The organism is Tabrizicola thermarum, assembly GCF_003574395.1.
Taxonomy (GTDB): domain Bacteria; phylum Pseudomonadota; class Alphaproteobacteria; order Rhodobacterales; family Rhodobacteraceae; genus Tabrizicola; species Tabrizicola thermarum.
The window spans coordinates 85,199-102,972 of record NZ_KZ984536.1; the positions used below are offsets into that span (position 1 = coordinate 85,199).

Annotated in this window: 19 protein-coding genes and 3 pseudogenes; 14 read left to right on the forward strand and 8 right to left on the reverse strand. The window is 64.9% G+C overall.

Annotation, left to right across the window (positions count from 1 at the left end; translation table 11 throughout):
* Positions 1 to 313 precede the first annotated feature (313 nt).
* Both D5084_RS01055 and D5084_RS18505 read right to left on the reverse strand, forming a co-directional pair.
* Positions 314 to 1,083 (reverse strand): IS5 family transposase gene (locus tag D5084_RS01055; RefSeq protein ID WP_274378853.1). Its coding sequence is split into 2 segments (ribosomal slippage): positions 314 to 747 and positions 747 to 1,083, totalling 771 coding nucleotides; the frame shifts between segments, so codons are not numbered across the junction.
* A 45-nt stretch (positions 1,084 to 1,128) separates the two neighbouring features.
* A complete protein-coding gene (locus D5084_RS18505; RefSeq protein WP_202910015.1) occupies positions 1,129 to 1,479 on the reverse strand; it encodes a hypothetical protein in 351 nt (116 codons plus the stop codon).
* Positions 1,480 to 1,487: 8 nt separating this feature from the next.
* On the opposite strand from D5084_RS18505, the pseudogene D5084_RS01065 reads away from it, so the two are divergent.
* The 12 genes and pseudogenes from D5084_RS01065 to D5084_RS01110 form a co-directional block, all read left to right on the forward strand.
* A pseudogene (locus D5084_RS01065) lies at positions 1,488 to 1,850 on the forward strand (phage distal tail protein, Rcc01695 family); the annotation flags it as partial.
* Positions 1,847 to 2,197: a hypothetical protein gene (locus D5084_RS01070; RefSeq protein WP_128513659.1), complete on the forward strand. Its 351-nt coding sequence runs from the start codon at positions 1,847 to 1,849 to the stop codon at positions 2,195 to 2,197. The pseudogene D5084_RS01065 and the gene D5084_RS01070, both read left to right, overlap by 4 nt.
* Positions 2,190 to 2,321, forward strand: a complete 132-nt coding sequence (locus D5084_RS18815; protein ID WP_274378854.1) for a hypothetical protein — start codon at positions 2,190 to 2,192, stop codon at positions 2,319 to 2,321. The genes D5084_RS01070 and D5084_RS18815 overlap by 8 nt, the downstream gene beginning before the upstream one ends.
* An 11-nt stretch (positions 2,322 to 2,332) precedes the next feature.
* Positions 2,333 to 2,992, forward strand: a complete 660-nt coding sequence (locus D5084_RS01075) for a lysozyme (RefSeq protein ID WP_238382475.1) — start codon at positions 2,333 to 2,335, stop codon at positions 2,990 to 2,992.
* Positions 2,993 to 2,997: 5 nt separating this feature from the next.
* Positions 2,998 to 3,228, forward strand: a complete 231-nt coding sequence (locus tag D5084_RS01080) for a hypothetical protein (RefSeq protein WP_128513661.1) — start codon at positions 2,998 to 3,000, stop codon at positions 3,226 to 3,228.
* Entirely contained in the window at positions 3,221 to 3,322 is a 102-nt protein-coding gene (locus tag D5084_RS18975; protein ID WP_126155604.1) for a DUF3789 domain-containing protein, read from the forward strand. The genes D5084_RS01080 and D5084_RS18975 overlap by 8 nt, the downstream gene beginning before the upstream one ends.
* On the forward strand, positions 3,315 to 3,464 hold the full coding sequence (locus D5084_RS18220) for a hypothetical protein (protein ID WP_155523085.1): 150 nt from the start codon (positions 3,315 to 3,317) through the stop codon (positions 3,462 to 3,464). Before D5084_RS18975 ends, D5084_RS18220 begins: the two co-directional genes overlap by 8 nt.
* A gap of 10 nt (positions 3,465 to 3,474) precedes the next feature.
* On the forward strand, positions 3,475 to 3,675 hold the full coding sequence (locus tag D5084_RS01090; protein ID WP_128513662.1) for a hypothetical protein: 201 nt from the start codon (positions 3,475 to 3,477) through the stop codon (positions 3,673 to 3,675).
* Positions 3,672 to 4,556 (forward strand): annotated as a pseudogene (locus D5084_RS01095) (phage/gene transfer agent baseplate hub protein). The gene D5084_RS01090 and the pseudogene D5084_RS01095 overlap by 4 nt, the downstream one beginning before the upstream one ends.
* Positions 4,553 to 4,987: an NlpC/P60 family protein gene (locus tag D5084_RS01100; protein ID WP_128513663.1), complete on the forward strand. Its 435-nt coding sequence runs from the start codon at positions 4,553 to 4,555 to the stop codon at positions 4,985 to 4,987. The pseudogene D5084_RS01095 and the gene D5084_RS01100 overlap by 4 nt, the downstream one beginning before the upstream one ends.
* Before the next feature lie 9 nt (positions 4,988 to 4,996).
* Entirely contained in the window at positions 4,997 to 8,962 is a 3,966-nt protein-coding gene (locus D5084_RS01105) for a baseplate multidomain protein megatron (protein WP_128513664.1), read from the forward strand.
* A gap of 21 nt (positions 8,963 to 8,983) precedes the next feature.
* Positions 8,984 to 10,905: pseudogene (locus D5084_RS01110) on the forward strand (DUF2793 domain-containing protein).
* Between the two features lie 196 nt (positions 10,906 to 11,101).
* Here D5084_RS01110 and D5084_RS01115 read toward each other — a convergent pair.
* From D5084_RS01115 to D5084_RS01140, 6 genes are all read right to left on the reverse strand, one after another.
* The gene (locus D5084_RS01115; RefSeq protein ID WP_128513665.1) at positions 11,102 to 11,734 is read right to left on the reverse strand and encodes a thrombospondin type 3 repeat-containing protein; all 633 of its coding nucleotides are present in this window, start codon (positions 11,732 to 11,734) and stop codon (positions 11,102 to 11,104) included.
* 18 nt (positions 11,735 to 11,752) lie between these two features.
* On the reverse strand, positions 11,753 to 12,760 hold the full coding sequence (locus D5084_RS01120) for an ABC transporter permease (protein ID WP_128513666.1): 1,008 nt from the start codon (positions 12,758 to 12,760) through the stop codon (positions 11,753 to 11,755).
* On the reverse strand, positions 12,753 to 13,697 hold the full coding sequence (locus D5084_RS01125) for an ABC transporter permease (RefSeq protein ID WP_128513667.1): 945 nt from the start codon (positions 13,695 to 13,697) through the stop codon (positions 12,753 to 12,755). Before D5084_RS01125 ends, D5084_RS01120 begins: the two co-directional genes overlap by 8 nt.
* Positions 13,697 to 14,446, reverse strand: coding sequence for an ABC transporter ATP-binding protein (locus tag D5084_RS01130; RefSeq protein WP_128513668.1), 750 nt, complete (start codon positions 14,444 to 14,446; stop codon positions 13,697 to 13,699). The genes D5084_RS01125 and D5084_RS01130 overlap by 1 nt, the downstream gene beginning before the upstream one ends.
* Before the next feature lie 186 nt (positions 14,447 to 14,632).
* The gene (locus D5084_RS01135; protein WP_128513669.1) at positions 14,633 to 15,016 is read right to left on the reverse strand and encodes a hypothetical protein; all 384 of its coding nucleotides are present in this window, start codon (positions 15,014 to 15,016) and stop codon (positions 14,633 to 14,635) included.
* Positions 15,017 to 15,128: 112 nt separating this feature from the next.
* Positions 15,129 to 16,415: an MFS transporter gene (locus D5084_RS01140; RefSeq protein WP_238382478.1), complete on the reverse strand. Its 1,287-nt coding sequence runs from the start codon at positions 16,413 to 16,415 to the stop codon at positions 15,129 to 15,131.
* Between the two features lie 104 nt (positions 16,416 to 16,519).
* On the opposite strand from D5084_RS01140, the gene D5084_RS01145 reads away from it, so the two are divergent.
* Positions 16,520 to 17,131 carry a cytochrome b/b6 domain-containing protein gene (locus D5084_RS01145; RefSeq protein ID WP_128513670.1) on the forward strand — a complete coding sequence of 204 codons (612 nt, stop codon included), beginning with the start codon at positions 16,520 to 16,522 and terminating at the stop codon, positions 17,129 to 17,131.
* A gap of 9 nt (positions 17,132 to 17,140) precedes the next feature.
* Positions 17,141 to 17,761 carry an undecaprenyl-diphosphatase gene (locus D5084_RS01150; protein WP_128513671.1) on the forward strand — a complete coding sequence of 207 codons (621 nt, stop codon included), beginning with the start codon at positions 17,141 to 17,143 and terminating at the stop codon, positions 17,759 to 17,761.
* The last annotated feature ends 13 nt before the right edge of the window (positions 17,762 to 17,774 follow it).

Sequence of the window (17,774 nt, forward strand, 5' to 3'; positions counted from 1 at the left end):
GGCGCCAGATTGAGACATAATAGAATCAATTACTTAGAAGTGGAGAAGGTTGGATATCAGGCCCATCCCCTCCGCCACTTGCCCTCGCGAAAGCGTTCTCTTCATCCGGCTCCGGCCGGATTTTTCCGTTGTATTCGAGGGTTATGCGGGAGGGGCTGAGCACCGACTGCGGCGGTAGGAGGCCCGAAAGCGGTCTCTCCTGGCCGATATTCTCTGGACCTGTTGCCTGCGTCAATTCGGTGACGTTTTGACAAGCACCTGATAAGAATGCGTTTTATCAAGCGTCCCGTTAGGGTCAGGACTCGTTCTCCATTCATAGCCAGAACATGACGGTTGCGGCGAGTGCGACGGCTGAGAGGAAGACCTTTGGGCACCGGTCATAGCGGGTGGCAACCCTGCGCCAGTCCTTCAGCCGACCGAACATGATCTCGATCCGGTTGCGCCGTTTGTAGCGTCGCTTGTCGTGCTTGATGGGTTTGCCGCGCGACTTCCTGCCCGGGATGCAGGGCTTTATCCCCTTGTCTTTCAACGCATCTCTGAACCAGTCAGCGTCATAGCCCCGGTCAGCCAACAGCCATTCTGCCTTTGGCAAGCTGCTCAGTAGCGCCGCCGCGCCGGTGTAATCACTTACTTGGCCTGCCGTCATGAAGAACCGGATCGGGCGGCCATCAGCGTCGGTGACGGCATGCAGCTTGGTGTTCATGCCGCCCTTCGTCCGACCGATCAGACGGCCCCTCTGGTCGCCTGGCCCCCCTTTTTCGACCGCAGGCTGGTCGCCGTGCGGTGCGCCTTGAGATAGGTCGCGTCGATCATCACCGTCTTCGGGGTGGCGGCCTCGGCGGCCAGCCCAGCCATCATCCGGGCAAAGACCCCCTTGTCGCTCCACCGCTTCCAGCGGTTGTAGAGGGTCTTCGGCGGGCCATATTCCTTGGGCGCATCACACCACCGCAAGCCATTGCGATTGATGAAGATTATCCCGCTCAACACCCGCCGGTCATCGACCCGCGGCTTTCCGTGGCTTTTGGGAAAGAAGGGCTGAAGCCGCGCCATCTGCGCGTCGGTCAGCCAGAAAAGGCTGCTCATGATCCAGTCTCCTTGCGGAGCTTGAATCAGGCCGAGCCCACAAAATCAATGGGTCCTGACCCTAGGCACCATGAGAACGCGGCCATCGATCCTTCGCGGAACGAGATCCTTGTAGATCAGTGAGCCGTCTGTTCCTGGCGGCGACTCGTTCCAAAGCACCTGTTTGCATAGCAGCAGGACGCCGGCGTAAAGGTTCCGGATGACCGAGATCACCACGTCCGACACCTCGGGCTGCAGATGGCGGTCGAGTTCCTGCTTGTAGAGCAGACAGCTCTCGCGGTCGAAGGTCACCACCTGCGCGCCAAAGCCGTTCGGGGCGACCTTCTCCTGGAAGTGCTTGGCGATGTCGCCGCAGATCGCGCGGATGCGTTCGGGCGCCTTGACCAGGATCGACATCTTGGCCGCCGCCTTGCCCACCCGCACCGACCGATCAGGTGATCGGCACCGGCGATGGCGCGACGACCGCGTTCCAATTGGTGAAGCGCTACGCCTCGGGCGCGCAGTCGTGGACGCGTACCATCGCCAAGCCGGTGGCGGGAACCGTGCGCATCGCGCTGGCGGGCGTCGAGCAGCTGTCCGGCTGGTCGGTCGATACCACGACCGGTGTCATCACCTTCACCGCGGCGCCGGGCTCCGGCGTCGCGATCACCGCGGGCTTCGAGTTCGACGTGCCGGTCCGTTTCGACACCGACGTGCTCGACGTGACGCTCGACCTCGAGCGGCTGGGCTCGATCACCTCCATCCCGCTTCTGGAGATCCGACGATGAATGACGAAACCGGATTTCTGGCGGCGGCGCTGAAGGAACTGCTCGCCTCCACAGCGGTGATCCTTGCCGCCTGGGGTGCGCTCGGGGGCGCGACCAACGCGCTGACGACGAAAATGCGCCTGCGTGACGCGCTGCGCCACATCCTGCTCGGCGGTCTGATCGCGGCCGGGATGGGCAGCCTGTCGATGGCGATCATCACCCGCTGGCTGAGCCTGCCGCCCGAGGCGATCCCAGCCGGGGGCGCGGCCGGATCGGCCGCCTATCTGGTCGGCGTTTTCGGTCCCGCCTTCATCGAGGTGCTGCTCGCCCGCCTGCGCCATGCCGGGAAAGGTGATGGCGATGCATGACATTTTCCGCCTCGCGCGCTCCCTGCGCTGCGACCCGGCCGATCCCGGCCAGGCCTTCCGCCACCGCCTGGGCGTCGGCATCGCCTTCGCCGCGCTGATCCTGATCCTCTCGCTTCTGGGGTAACTTCCATGCAGATGACTGACTGGGGCCTTCTGGCCCTCGTGCGGCACGAAGGGATCGTGCCCGGACCCTACACGGATGTGAAACAGGTCTGGACGTTCGGCATCGGCCACACGGGCGCAGCCGGGGCACCCGATCCCGCCACGATGCCGCGCGGCATGCCCGCCGATCTCGATGCCGCGATCCGCGAGGCGTTCCGGGTCTTCCAGGCCGACCTCGCGCGTTACGAGGATGACGTTTTGCGCGCCGTGAAGGTGCCGCTCGAGCGGCACGAATTCGATGCGCTGGTCTCCTTCCATTACAACACAGGCGGCATCGCCAAGGCAGCGCTCACTCGGCACCTGAACGCGGGCGACCGGGCAACAGCCGCAGGAGCCTTCATGGGCTGGCTCAAGCCCGCCGCGATCCGCCCGCGCCGCGAGGCCGAGCGCGATCTCTTCGCCACGGGCCGCTATCCGACTGGTACCATCCCGGTCTGGTCGGTGGATCGCAACGGCCGGGTCGATTTCTCGCGACCGATGCGGCGCCTGACCGAGAACGAGGCGCTGGCAATGCTGCGTCCCGCAAGCGTGCCGATACAGAGACCATCCGTGCCTGCCGCCACACCTGAACCCGCAATCAGCTGGTTTACCCGGCTGACCTCCTTCTTCTCCAGCCTGAACCGGAGGGCCTGATCCCCATGCGCTACATCCGTCCGACCTCGCTCACCTGGTGGGCGGGGTGCCTCACCATGCTCACCGGCATTGCCTCGCTCGCGCTGCCCGCCACCGGGCCGTTCGGCGAACTCTCCCGCTTCGTCGCGCTGCTTGCCGGCAGTGGCGATGCCTCGCCCGCGGGGCTGATGTTCCTCGGGCTGGGCCTGATCGGCCTGCGTGACCGGATCGAGCGCGGGTTCCGCGGCGATGCTTGAGTTCCTCGCAGGGATCATCCTGGGCGGGGGTCTCGGCGTTTTCGTCGTCGCCCTCTGCGTCGCTGCCGCGCGCGGGGATCACGACGATGGCTGAGTTCCTGATCTGGCTGGTTGCAGGTCTCGGCGCGATCGGAGGCGTCGTCCTCGGCCGGGTCTGGGGCCGCGCGGAAGGCGAACGCCAAGGCAAACGGGAGGCGGAACGCGATGCCATGGAAGACAAGAGCAAGCGTCTCTAGCGTGGGCGGGATGCGGTCCGTGACGGTCGCGGTGCTGGCGATCCTGCTGACCGGCTGCGCCGCAACGACGGGCGCTGGTGATGCAGGCTGCGCCTCCTATGCCGAGGCGCGGCTGGCCCGGCCGCCTGCCTCTGCTGTAGCCGCCGCGCCCCCGGAATGGGCGATCTGGATCGCCGATCTCGACGACCGCATGACAGGAACCTGCCGATGAAATCCCTCTCGTCCGCCCTGCAGGCCCATCTCGACGAAGGCACGACGACGCTGGCTTGGTGCTGGCGGATCGCCCGGGCCGATGGCGTCACCTTCGGCTTCACCGACCATGACCGGACGCTCAGCTTCGACGGCACGGATTTCGAGCCAGAGAGCGGGCTGACGGCATCGGAGGTTCGCTCGGGCTCGGACCTGTCAGTCGATGCGCAGGACGCCGAAGGCGTGCTGACCTCCGACCGCATCACCGAGACCGACATCCTCGATGGCCGCTGGGACAACGCGGCGGTCGAGGTCTAGCGCGTGAACTGGGCCGACACCGCGCAGCGCGTGCTGATGCGGCGCGGGGCCATCGGTCAGATCCGGCGCGGGCGGCTTGCCTTCGTCGCGGAGGTGCGCTCGCTGGCCCATGTGCTGGGCCAGACGGTGGGGCGAACCTTTCAGGCGAGTTGCGACGTGGCGCTCGGCGATGCGCGCTGCGGAGTCGATCTGGAGGACCCCACCTTCAAGAGCTCGGGCGTCGTCGTCGATCTGCTGCGCGACCGCGCCTTCACCGCCTCGGGTCTTGGCGGCTTCGACGCTGGCTGGTTCACTTTCGGCTCGCTGGACTGGACGAGCGGCGCGAATGCTGGGCGGCGCACCGAGGTGCTGGGCCATGACGTCACGGACGGCATCGCGGTGCTGACCCTGCTCGAGGCACCGGTGCGCGCGATTGCCGAGGGTGACGCCTTCGTCATCCGGGCGGGCTGCGACAAGCGCCTCGCCACCTGCGGGACGAAGTTCGCCAACACCGCCAGCTTCCGGGGCTTTCCGCATATTCCCGGTCAGGATGCCGTTCTGCGCTATGCCACCAAGGACGGCGGCCACGAGGGGGCTGTGCTGTGACACCGGCCGATCCCGATCTGGTCATCGCCGTCGCACGGTCCTGGCTGGGCACGCCCTATCACGATCAGGCTAGCCTCAATGGCATCGGATGCGATTGCCTTGGCCTTGCGCGCGGTGTCTGGCGCGAGGTTGTCGGACCCGAACCCTTCCCGATCCCGCCTTACAGCCGCGACTGGGGTGAGAGCGGCCCGCGCGAAGTGCTGGCCGAAGGCGCGCGTCGCATGATGCCGGAAATCGCACCCGTCGATGCCCCGCCCGGCGCGTTGATCCTGTTCCGCATGATGCCGCGCGCCATTGCCAAGCATGTGGGCATCCTGACCGGCCCCGACACCTTCCTGCACGCCTACGAGCGCCTCGGCGTCATCGAGGAACCGCTGACCCCAACGTGGCGACGCCGTATCTCCTTCGCCTTTCTCTTTCCCCAACGTTGAGAGTTTTCCATGGCCACGCTTGTCCTCGGCGCTGTCGGCACGGCCATCGGCGGGGCCTTTGGCGGCGCGATCCTCGGCTTTTCCGGTGCGGCCATCGGCAGCTTCATCGGCTCGACCGTGGGCTCGGTGGTCGACAACTGGATCGTCTCATCGCTGGCCCCGGCTCAGCGGATTGAGGGCGCGCGGCTTGACACGCTGCGCATCACCTCGGCCACCGAAGGCGCGGTGATCCCGCGCCTTTACGGTCGTATGTGGATCGGCGGCAACATCATCTGGGCGACCGATTTCCGCGAGGAGACGAAGACCACCACCCAAGGCGGCGGCAAGGGCGGTGGGGGCGGCAAGGTCAAGACCACCGAATACCTCTACTATGCCAGCTTTGCCGTGGCGCTGTGCGAAGGTCCGATCACCGGCATCGGCCGCATCTGGGCCGACGGAAAGGCGATGGACATGACCGGCGTGACCTGGCGCTGGTATCCCGGCAACGAAGTGCAAACCGCCGATCCGTTCATCGCAGCAAAAATGGGGGCCGCTAACACGCCCGCCTATCGTGGCACGGCCTATGTCGTGTTCGAGGATCTGGCGCTGGCGACCTTCGGCAGCCGCCTGCCACAACTGTCGTTCGAGGTGTTCCGCCCACTGGCCGATCCCGACACCGCCGAAGGCCTGACCCGAGCCGTCACCCTGATCCCGGCCTCGGGCGAGTTCACCTATGCCACCGACGCGATCCGGAAGGGCAGCGGCGGTGCCACCGTGGCCGAGAACCTGAACGCGCTGCCCGACCAGGCCGACATCGTCGTGGCGCTGGACCGGCTGCAGGCCGTGGCTCCGGCGGTCGAGAGCGTGAGCCTCGTCGTGGCCTGGTTCGGCAACGATCTGCGCGCGGGTTCCTGCAAGGTAAAGCCGGGTGTCGAGGTCGCCTCCAAGGCCACCACGCCCGCCAACTGGTCGGTGAATGGCGTCAGCCGGGCCAGCGCCCATCTGGTCAGCCGTGATGCCGAAGATCGGCCGGTCTATGGCGGGACACCTGCGGATTTCGCGGTGGTGCAGGCGATCCAGGAGATGAAGGCGCGCGGGCTGCGGGTCACCTTCTATCCCTTCCTGCTGATGGATGTGCCGCCCGGCAACACGCTGCCGAACCCCTACAGCGCCAATGCTGCCACGCTGGGTCAACCCGCGTTTCCATGGCGGGGGCGGATCACCTGTTCCCCAGCGGCCGGATTTGCCGGATCGGTGGACAAGAGCGGCACGGCGGCAACGCAAGTGTCGGCCCTGTTCGGGGCGGCGACGCCGGGGAATTTCAGCGTGTCGGGCGAGAGCGTCAGCTTCACCGGCTCGCCCAGCGACTGGGGCCTGCGCCGCATGGTGCTGCACTACGCGCACCTTTGCGCAGCGGCGGGTGGCGTCGATGCCTTCCTGATCGGCACCGAGATGCCAGGCCTCACCACCATCCGCTCGGGGGCCAGCACTTACCCTGCCGTCACCACTTTCAAGACCCTCGCGGCCGACGTGAGCTCCATTCTCGGCGCGGGCACCAAGATCGGCTATGCGGCCGACTGGTCGGAATACTTCGGCCACCATCCGCAAGACGGCAGCAATGATGTCTATTTCCACCTCGACCCGCTCTGGTCGGATGGCAACATCGACTTCGTGGGCATCGACAACTACCTGCCGCTGTCAGACTGGCGCGACGGTTTCGATCATGCCGATGCGCTTCAAGGGTGGCCCGCGATCTACGACCGGGCATATCTGCAAGCGAACATCGCAGGCGGCGAAGGCTTCGACTGGTTCTATGCCAGCGCCGTTGACCGCTCCGCCCAGATACGGACAGCAATCACTGATGGTGCGGCAGGCAAGCCGTGGGTGTTTCGACCCAAGGATATCCGCGCCTGGTGGACGAACCCGCATTTCAACCGGCCAGGCGGGGTGGAAAGCGGCGCGCCCACCGCATGGGTGCCGCAGTCGAAGCCCGTGTGGTTCACGGAACTGGGCTGCCCGGCCATCGACCGGGGCACAAACCAGCCGAACGTGTTCTTCGACCCGAAGTCGTCGGAGAGCTTCACGCCCTGGTTCTCCCGCGGCTGGCGCGACGACGCGATCCAGCGCGCCTATCTCGAGGCCAGTTACCTCTGGTGGGGAACCCCGGCAAACAACCCGACATCCACGATCTACGGCGGCCGGATGGTCCATGTGCCGGAATGCGCGGCATGGACCTGGGACGCGCGGCCCTATCCGTTCTTCCCTGAGCTGACCGGCGTCTGGACGGACGGCCCCAACTGGCGGCTTGGTCACTGGCTGACGGGGCGGCTGGGCGCGGTGTCTCTCGCCGCCCTCGTGCGCCACCTGTGCCTGCGAGCGGGCCTCGATGAGGCATTCATCGACGTCTCCGGCCTCTGGGGCGCGGTCGAGGGCTATGTCATCGGCGCCCTCGAAAGCCCTCGCGCGTCGATTTCCACGCTGGCCCGACATTTCGGCTTCGATGCCATCGAGACCGAAGGCATGATCCGCTTTGTCATGCGCGGGCGGGCTTCGGTTCTGAGCCTGGCGCATGACGACCTCGTGGCATCCCGCGAAGGGGAAGCGCTGGAACTGGTCCGCGCGCAGGAAACCGAACTGCCGCAGGCGCTGAAGTGGCAGGTCGCGCGCGCCGACGAGGACTATGATGCCGCCCTCGTGGAAGCGCGGCGCATCACGGTCGATACGACGCGCATCGCGTCCGAGAGTTTCCCGATGGCCATCCCGCCAGAGGAGGCCGAACGGCGCTGCCGCCGCGCGCTGATGGAAGCGTGGATCGGTCGCGAGAGCGCGACCTTCCGTCTGCCGCCCTCGCGGCTGGCTCTGGACCCTGCCGACGTGATCCGGCTCTCCCATGACGGCCGCGAGGTCGAGTTCCGCCTGGTCTCCGTCGCCGACGCCGAGGCACGCGGCATCGAAGCGGTGCGTCAGGACCGTGCCGCCTATGACCTGCCGCCGTGGGACCCCCGGCCCGCGAGCATTTCCAGCCCTGTCGTGTTCGGCACGCCGGAAGTGGTGATGCTGGACCTGCCGCAGATCAGCGAGGACCAGCCCGCGCATCGCCCCCTGATCGCCGCCCATGCCAGCCCCTGGCCGGGCGAGATCGCGGTGTTCCGCAGCGCGTCGACGGACGGGTTCAACCTCCTGACGACCTTCGGGAGCCGTGCGCGGATCGGCACGCTGGCTTTCGATTTCTTTCCGGGACCGACCTCGCGCTTCGATCTGGGCAACGCGCTGGTCGTCGATCTGCTGTCAGGGACGCTCGAGGGTGTGACGGACGTTGCCCTGTTCGGCGGGGCAAATGCACTGGCTGTCGAGTCTGCGGCCGGGGTCTGGGAGATCGTCCAGGCTGGCCAAGCCGAACTGATCGCCCCCGATCGCTACCGGCTGACCCGCCTGCTGCGTGGCCAGCGCGGGACGGAACAGGCTATGGGCAATCCCGCCCCGGCCGGGGCGCGGGTCGTTGTATTGGAAACGACACTGGCCTCGCTGCCCATTACAGAGGCCGACCTCGGCCTGCCATGGAACTGGCGGGTCGGCCCTGCCGCGCGCGATGTCAGCGACGCGAGCTATGCCGCGCTGGGCTTTACGCCGACAGGGCGCGGCCTCGTGCCCTTCGCGCCGGTCCATGTCGAACAACCATGGCGGACGGCGCGCAGCCCGGGCGATCTAACCATTCGATGGACACGGCGATCGCGCACGCTCGTGGCCGATTCCTGGGAACAGGTCGAGGTGCCGCTGGCCGAGGATCTGGAATCCTACGACGTCCAGATCCTCGACGGCGCCGCCGTCAAGCGCACGCTGACCAGCACCACGACCTCCGTCCTCTACACCGCCGCCCAGCAGAGCGCTGATTGGGGCACGCCGCTCGCACCCGGCCAGACGCTGTCGATCCGCATCTACCAGCTCTCGAACCGCCTCGGCCGCGGCACGCCTGCCGCGGTCACGATGCAATTCTGATCCCAACCCACGGGAACCCCCATGTCCGACACCACGACCCATCTGGGCCTGCCCTATCTTCTGGCGGCGCAGGCGCAGAAGCATGTCACCCACAACGAGGCGCTGCGCCTGCTTGATGCCATGGTGCAGCTCTCGGTCCTCGACCGCACGCGCACTGCGCCCCCGGCCAGCCCCGCCGACGGCAACCGCCATCTGGTGGCCTCGAGTGCCACCGGCCTCTGGGCCGGGTGGGACCTGAACATCGCCTTCTGGATCGATGGCGCGTGGATCCGCCTCGTGCCACACACCGGCTGGCTGGTCTGGGTTGCGGCCGAGAGCCTGTCCTCGTCTGGACCGGCAGCGCCTGGGAGGTCGTGGGCGAGCCACGCGACGTCTCCGACGCGGTCTTCAGCTTGGTGAACGATGCGGACCCGACGAAGAAGGCCACCTTCTCGCTGGCAGGGATCAGCACGGGCACGACGCGCAGCTTCACCCTGCCAAACACCTCATCCGAACTGGCGATCCTCGCGGGAACACAGACCTTTAGTGGCAACAAGACGTTTTCGGGGACGCTCACGGCGTCCGGGACCGTGACTGTCTCCGCAGCCAGCGCCTCGATCGGCACGGCGACGACGACCGCCACCTACGGGATGGGCACCGGCGCCACGACCACGGGCGTGACCAAGACCGTGAACCTCGGCACCGGCGGCGCGTCCGGGTCGACAACGGTCATCAACATCGGCTCGGCCACGGGTGGTTCGGGCGGCACGACCGTCATCAACACGCCGACCGTCACCTTCGCCAATGCCGTCACACAGGTCGGCATGCCCCAGGCGAACCTGACAGCGCAGCTCCTGGGCCTCGGAGGGGCCACGGCCGACAGCTACAACCGGGTGTCGGTCAACACGCCTGCCGTCCTTCTGAACAACGCGGGCGCGGGCATCGAGGCCACGGTGAACAAGGCGGCCCCGGCTAACGACGCAGCCTTTGCCTTCAAGACCGGCTTCTCGGCGCGGGCGCTGATCGGCCTCTTGGGCAACGACGACTTCAGCTTCAAAGTCAGCCCGGACGGCTCGGCCTTCTTCGATGCCTTGAAGATCGACCGCACCAATGGCCAGGTGGAACTGCCGCAGCCGACGATCCTGCCCGGGCTCAGCGCCTCCCCGAGCGCGCCGCCCACCGGCAAGGCGGCGATCTATGCCCGTAACCGGGCGGGCGCACCGTGGATCGACGTGATGCGCCCCTCCGGCCGGGATTTCCCGCTTCAGCCGCATTTCGGGGTCAACCGGATTGCCAACTGGTCGCCCTCGGTCACCACCACGATCACCAGCGAAGGCCTGCCGATCACCTCGGTCGGAACCGTCTCGCATCCCACGCTGGCCGCGACCAGCCTGGCCGCCAGCATGCGGCGCTGGCGTTTGACCTCGGCCGCGGTGGTGGACTCGGTGGCCGACCAGCGCTCCGCAGGCTGGGCCTGCTGGCGCGGCAATGCCGCGGGCTTGGGCGGCTGGACCTTCGTGACGCGGATTTCGCTCACAAACCTACAAGCCACCGGCATGGGCTTCTTCGGCCTCTACGGTTCCACCGCCGCGCTCGCCACCACCCTGACGCTCTCGGCCGTCATCAACTGCATCGGCATCGGCTTTCAGCGCGGCACCCACACTCGTTGGCAGCTGGTCGCCAACGACGGCACCGGGGCGCCAACCCTGACCGACATGGGCGCAAGCTTCGCCATCGCCACCGGCGGCGTGCTGACCCTGTTCATCGCAGCGCCACCGAATGGATCATCCGTCTGGGTGCGGGTGATCGACGAGGTCTCCGGCGCGGTCTTCGAGCAGGAAATCACCACGGACCTGCCAGCCAACACACAATTCCTGTCACCCCGGCTGTTCATGAACAACGGGGCAACTGCTGCGGCAGTCGCTTACGACTGCTCGGGGGTCTATCTGGAGACAGATTTCTAGGTAACGAACATAATCCATGTGCGAAGCGAAAAGGGTGAGGCAACTGGTCCACGTATTGCAATCGCAAGGACCAGCATGTTGACTTCGATCTTAAGGGCGGCCTGACTGACCAAGCGACAAAAAAACTCCCTGCGCAGGAAACTGACCCGCGCAGAGAAAATGGCAGGAGGCAGGGCCAAGCCTGAACCGGAAGCCCTCAGTCTGCGGCTTCCGCACCGCCCTTATCCTTGGCGACATCGACGCTGACCGGCGCCTGGCCATCGGCCTTCAGAACGAAGGTGATCGTCTTTGCGGCCTGGCTGGTGATGTAGATCGAGTTCGGGTTGGCGCGGAAATGCCCGGCCACGGCCCCGTCGTCGAGGTGGATCCGCGCTTCACCCCCGGCGGGAACGCTGAAGCCGTCAAGCTTGCGGAACGTGCCCTCGACCTTGCCCGTGTCGGCATCCGTGATGCTGTAGTAGATCGAGAACCCCGACAACGCGGCGCTGCCCGAATTGGTCACCAGGAGTTCCAGGTGATCGGTCGCGTCCTTCTTGGCGGCATAGTCATAGTTGTTTTCGACCAGCGCCTCCTTGATCGCAAAAGTGGCGGGCGCACCGGTCATGTCCAGCGGATTCGCCATGAAGGCGGGATCGGTGTCAGCCAGATCGTTCTGACCGTCGCCATCGGTGTCGGCCACCATCGGATCGGTGCCAAGCAGCACCTCCGAGGCATCGGGCACACCGTCGCCATCCGTATCGGTCGTGGTCTGCGAAAACCCGGGATTGGCCAGTGTCAGGCCAAGAATGGAGACGAGGGCAAGCGTCGAGATGTGTTTCTTGAGAGTCATGGTGTATTTCCTTTGAGTTCAGGCTTTTGCAAGCCGGTCGGGGTTGAGGGGAAGGGCCAGCGCCAGCGCGCCGAGCCCGAGGGCAGTGAGGAAAATCCAGATCAGATTGCCCAGCATTTCGATCAGGATCGGGCCAAGCGGCATCCCGGCATAGGTCGCCTTGATACCCAGCACGGCGAAGGTGAACCGCTCGAAATGTTTGGTGACAGAGGCCTGTTCGATGCCGTCGCGCACTGTCTCGAAGGTGGCAAAACCCTTCATGATCTCAATCTGATCAGGTTTGGCGATGTTCAATTGCTTGAACACACCCCCGGCCACCTGATTGTCGGGGTCCAGCGTGTCACCGATCTGCGGCGCGATCAGCACCAGGGTCAGCCAGATCGCAAAGGCCACCAGCAGCGCGTGGCTGGGCTGCTTCATATGCAGCGACAGGATGAAACTGACCAGGAAGAAGCAGGCGGTATAGGCCACGGCCACAGCCCAGACCACAGCGATGCGCAGCACGTCATCCGCGCCCAGACCGATGCCGGACATCAGGTGCAAGAGCAACGTCAACCCGCCCAGAACCAGCGCAAGACCGCCCGCCAGCAGGCCGATCCCGGCCAAGGCCTTGCCTGCCACAAATTGCCACCGGCGCATCGGGCGGGTCAGCATCAGCGCCAGGGTTTGCCGACCGCGTTCGCTGGCGGCCGAGCGATAGCCGATCAGGATGGCGATGGCGGCCCCGATGATCTCGATCTGTTCGATGGCGCCGCGCAGCAGACGCAACGGGTAGAATTCGGGCGCCTTGATTGCATCGGCCGATTTGCCAAGCGCCAGAAGGGACGCCTTGGCCGCCTCGTAGGTGGCGACGTCGTTGCGCAGGGCGATGGCACCTGTGACCAAGGCTACCAATGCAGCGAGGCCCAGAAAACCGGTAACAATCAGGATGAATCGGTCGCGCAGCGCATCGCGGATATCCTTGGCGGCGATGGTGCGGACGGGGGTCGGGTTCAGACGGACGGGGTTCAGGGCGGCGTCAGACATTGTAATCTCCTTGCGTCATGGAAAGCCGGGTCAGCGCGCGCCAGGCGACAGCGGCCGCGACACAGCTGGCGAGGATCAGGGTCAGGACAGGAGGGTTGAAGGAGGGCGAGGCGATGCCCTGCGGCAGGTAGTCCAGCAGTCCCGCCGAGGCGAACTTGTAGGCATCGGCCAGCGAGACGGGGCCAAGAACAATCGCCGCCCAGTGAAAGAAGCTGGTGTCGGGTGGGGTGGCCAGCGCCGAGATCGGGTTGATCGCAGCCGTGGGGTTCAGGTTGGCGGTCAGCTGCGGCAGGATGAAGGTCAGGGTCAGCCAAAGGGTAACCGGCAGCAAGAGCCCGACAGTTTCCGACTTTGCCCAAGCCCCAGACGCGAGGCCGATCAGCCCGAAGATGCCCATGTAAAGCGTGGTGATGGCCATAAACCCGGCCAATTGGGCCCACTGCGTGCCCGTCAATGTGATGGCAGGCAGCATCAAAAACGTTGCAACGGCTACAACTCCGGCCACCGCGCCCAAGGCCAGGATCAACCCGGTCAGGGCTGCGATCTTGCCGCCCGCATAGGCATTGCGTCCGAGCGGACGGATGCCGATCAGCGGCAGCACCCCCGCCTTGCGATCAAGGCCAATCAGTCGATTGCCTATCACGATGGCGGAAAGCGCCCCGATCAGTGCTACGTAGACCGACATGTTGCGCATCAACGACAGGGGCGAGATGTCCAGAACCGGATTTGTCGGCACCGGCTGGCCTGCCTTTTGCAGAAACGCTGCCGCGTCCAGATAGATGCGGTTCACGGTCGAGGTCGCGGACCAGCCAAGCCAGGCCGAGATCAACACAAGGACAACAAACATCAGCGACAGAAGCGCCACGGTGCGTTCGCGCAGCACGAAGCGTGCGGATTGGCGGGCGATCAGCCAGCCGGGTGAGGGTGCAGCTTCCATCACGCCACCTCGGCCAGACGGCCAACCGGGGTCAGCGACAGGTAAAGTTCCTCCAAGGCCGCGTCGTCGCCATACCGGGCGGTGACGGCTTCAATCCGGTCGTGGTAGACCAGCTTGCCGTGGCTGAGCACCGCGATGCTGGTGCAGGTCTTGGCAATCTCGGAAATCAGATGGGTGTTCATGAAGATGGTCATCCCGAATTCGTTATTCAGGCGCATCACCAAGTCGCGCAGCATCTTGATGCCCATCGGGTCGAGTCCTGAAGTGGGCTCATCCAGAAACAGGACTGCGGGCTGGTGCAGGATGGCCTGCGCAAGGCCCACCCGCTGCCGCATCCCCTTGGAAAAGCCGCCCACGCGCTTGTCGGCCAGGTAGGCGCAGTCCAAGAGGTCAAGCACCTCTGCCACGCGCCACTTCGGGTCCGCCACACCCGACAAGCGGGCAAAGAACATCAGGTTCTCCGCCGCCGTCAGAGTGTCGTAAAGCCGCACGTTTTCGGGGACATAGCCGATGCGGCGTCGCACCTCCAACGGGTCGTCGCAGATGTCATGCCCTGCCACGGTCGCCGTCCCGGAGGCAGGACGCGCCAAGGTGGTCAGCATCTGGATTGTGGTCGTTTTGCCCGCACCGTTGTGACCGAGAAAGCCGAAGATCTCGCCTTTGGCGATGTCCAGCGACAGGGCATCAACGGCGGTCACCCCTTCGAAAGATTGCGTTAGCCGGTTCAACCGGATCATGGGTTCAGGCATTGGGGGTTCCTTTTCTGGGGGGCCGTGTGGGCGGGTTCTCGATGGACCCTGTTTGTCTGACCCAAACCGCAGCGTCCTTTCGCCCAACTTACAGTTTTGTAATGTGGGCTTTTTCCGGCGATGTCTTTTGGGCAAAAGAAAAGGCGGCGCCTTGCGGCACCGCCTATCCTGGCATTGGGTCAGAGATCAGTTGTTGGCGTTTTCGCCATCCTGCTCGCCGTCACCGTCTTCGCCGTCCTGTTCGTCACCCTGCTGGTCGTTCTCGGCCAGCGTGATGTTCATCACCTTGCCATCGGCGGGATTGATGGCGACGGTTTTCTCGCTGCCGTCGGCAAGCACCACGTCGGCCATGATCAGGTCAGGCGCACCGTTTTCCCCGCTCTGGTATTCGATGCTGGACACCTTGCCGCCTGCCGCCGCTTCCGCGGCGGTAATCGCTTGGGAAAGGCTCGTGGGCGAGGCCAGAAAGGCCTGCGCTTCGGCCATCGGGTCTTCGGTGCCTGTGGTTTCGGCAAAGGCCGAGGTGCCAGAGATCAGGGAAAGCGCCAGAAGCGCGCCGGTGATCGTCAAGGAACTTTTCGTTTTCATGGGTCTCTCCAGTAAATCACGACCACGGGTTGCGGCCTGATGAAAGACACATGGGGTTGCCATCTTAGACTCACTTGTCAGCAGCCTTACAAGCTCAGGCCCCGCGCGCGGTGGGCAGATTTCCGCCACGCTTGAAAAGCAGGACCAAGGCCGCAGCACTGAACACCGCCCCCGTCAAGAACGTTGCCGGGGCGCCAAGACTGTCCCACAAGAGCCCCGCCACAAGGCTTGCGATCAAGAGCGCCACCCCGCTGACCAGATTGAAAAACCCGTAAGCCGTGCCGCGCAAGTCTGCCGGGGCAGTGTCGGCCACCATGACGGCCAAAAGGCCCTGCGTCATGCCCATGTGAACGCCCCAGACCGCCACTCCGGCAAGAACCACGGCCCAATGGGCGGAGCTGGCCAGAATGAGGTCAGCCACGATCAGCAAGGCCAGCCCCCCGATCAACAGGGATTTGTGGCTGACCCGGTCCGAAAGGCGGCCCAGCGGGTAGGCCGACAGGGCATAGACCAGGTTCATCGCTACCATGACCAATGGCACAGTGGCCAAAGGAATTCCGCTTTGCTGGGCGCGCAGGACCAGAAACGCTTCGCTGAAGCGGGCTAGCGTAAAGACGGCGCCGATGCCGACAACCTGCCAGTAGGCGGGCGGCAGGCGGGCAAGACTGGCACGCCGTATCGGGTTTTGCCGGAGGGCTCCGGGTTTCGGCGGCGGCTCCTTCACGCCGAAAGCGAGCAGCGCCACGGCCAAGGCACCGGGGATGACCGCCACCCAGAACACCGCCTGAAAGTCGTTGGACCACAGTAGCATCAGCCCCACTGCGACCAGCGGCCCGGCAAAGGCGCCAACTGTGTCCAGCGACTGGCGCAGCCCAAACGCAGCACCTCGCAACTCGGGCGGGGCGATATCGGCGACGAGCGCATCGCGGGGCGCGCCGCGAATGCCCTTGCCCACGCGGTCCAAGAGCCGTGCGGTCAACACCACACCCACACTTGGAGCAAGGGCGAAGAGCGGCTTTGTGACCGCCCCAAGACCGTAGCCGATCAGCGCCAAGCCTTTGCGCCGCCCGAACCAATCACTCAGCACGCCCGAAAACACCTTGACGATCAGCGCGGTTGCTTCGGCCAGCCCCTCGATCAGCCCGACAACCAGCGCACTGGCCCCCAATGAGGTGACCATGAAAAGCGGCAGCAGGCTGTGGATCATCTCGGACGAGACATCCATCAAGAGACTGACGAAGCCCAGAATCCAAATACCGGTCGGAATCTGGCTGTGGTTGGATGCGAACATTGTGCTGGCTCCGGGCGATGAACGGACTGGGTTGCAGCCGAGCTGTGCGTCGGCATCCAGCGACGGCGCAACCTCGACGCCCTTCGGCAACCTTACAAATTTGTGACCTGGCGGAAAGGCTGGCGTGGATTTGGAGATTTAGTTGGGCGCATCGGTCCCGTCTTTCTGGCCGCCCCAATTGGAACAACCTCGACATGCACAGCACCACTCCTGTCACAAACCTTCAAACCCGGCACAGTCGCCCAACCCGCCTTTTGCATGCAGGTCTGGCCCTCGCCATTGTGACCCAGCTCTTGACCAGCCTGCAGATGCACGGACCGGATGATGTGCAGGCTGGCGATATCCTGTTTCAGGTTCATCGCTATTCGGGCCTTGCGGCCACGGTTCTGGCATTCGGGCTTTGGGTGACGATTCTGGTGCGCTCGCGCGGGACTGACCTTGGCGCATTGATCCCGTGGTTTTCCGTCCGGCGCTTGGTGGCACTGCGGCGCGATATCAAGGTGCATGCCGAGGCAGCGTTGAAGTTGCGGCTTCCCGAGCATGACCCCCAGGCGGCGTTGCCGTCAGCCATTCATGGCCTTGGTCTGCTGTTGATCTCGGCTATGGCCGCCTCTGGCGCGATCTATTTCGTGCAGGTCGCTCTTGGTCTGCATTCGGCAGAACCGGATGGGATGATCGCGATCACCGTTCACTTGGCGCTGGCCAATTTGGTCTGGGCCTACCTGATCGCCCACGCTGGCCTCGCCCTGCTGCACCATCTGTTGCAGTCGATGCGCCTGTCGACGATGTGGTCCTTGGGGCGGTAGGGCCCCGATATGACCTTGTCCGCAGTCGAGCTTTGGAATCAGAACGCCTTTCTTGTGATCAACGCCGGTGCGCAAGCACCGGCTCTTGTCATCGCGATTGCCAGAATGCTGGCAAGTTGGGCGATCTATCTCGCCATGATCCTGTTGATCATTGCATGGGTTCGGCGCGGCAAGGCCGTCCGATTTGCTCTGCTGGATGCAACAGGCGCCGCTTTGATCGGCTTGGCCGCCGCTCAGGGGATCACGGCAACCTGGTATCACCCAAGACCCTTCGAGATCGGGCTGGGTCGCCAGTTGCTGGACCATGCCGCAGAAGCGTCTTTTCCAAGTGACCACGCCACTTTGATGTTTTCTTTGGCAATACCCCTGCTTTTGAATGCGGCCAGCCGGGGCTGGGGAGGGATCCTTCTGGTTTTGGGCTTTGCCGTGGCCTGGTCCCGCATTTACCTCGGGGTTCATTTCCCCCTCGACATGGTCGGCGCTTTGGGAGTGGCGGCCTTAGCCTCCCTCTTGATCACGATGGCCGGTTCGCACCTGCGCCGCCTGTTCTATCCACGGCTGGTCTCGATTTACGAGACAGGTCTTCGCGGGCTCAAGCTTCCTGGCCCCATCTTTCCCCGCAACTTGTAGGAACGAAATTTTG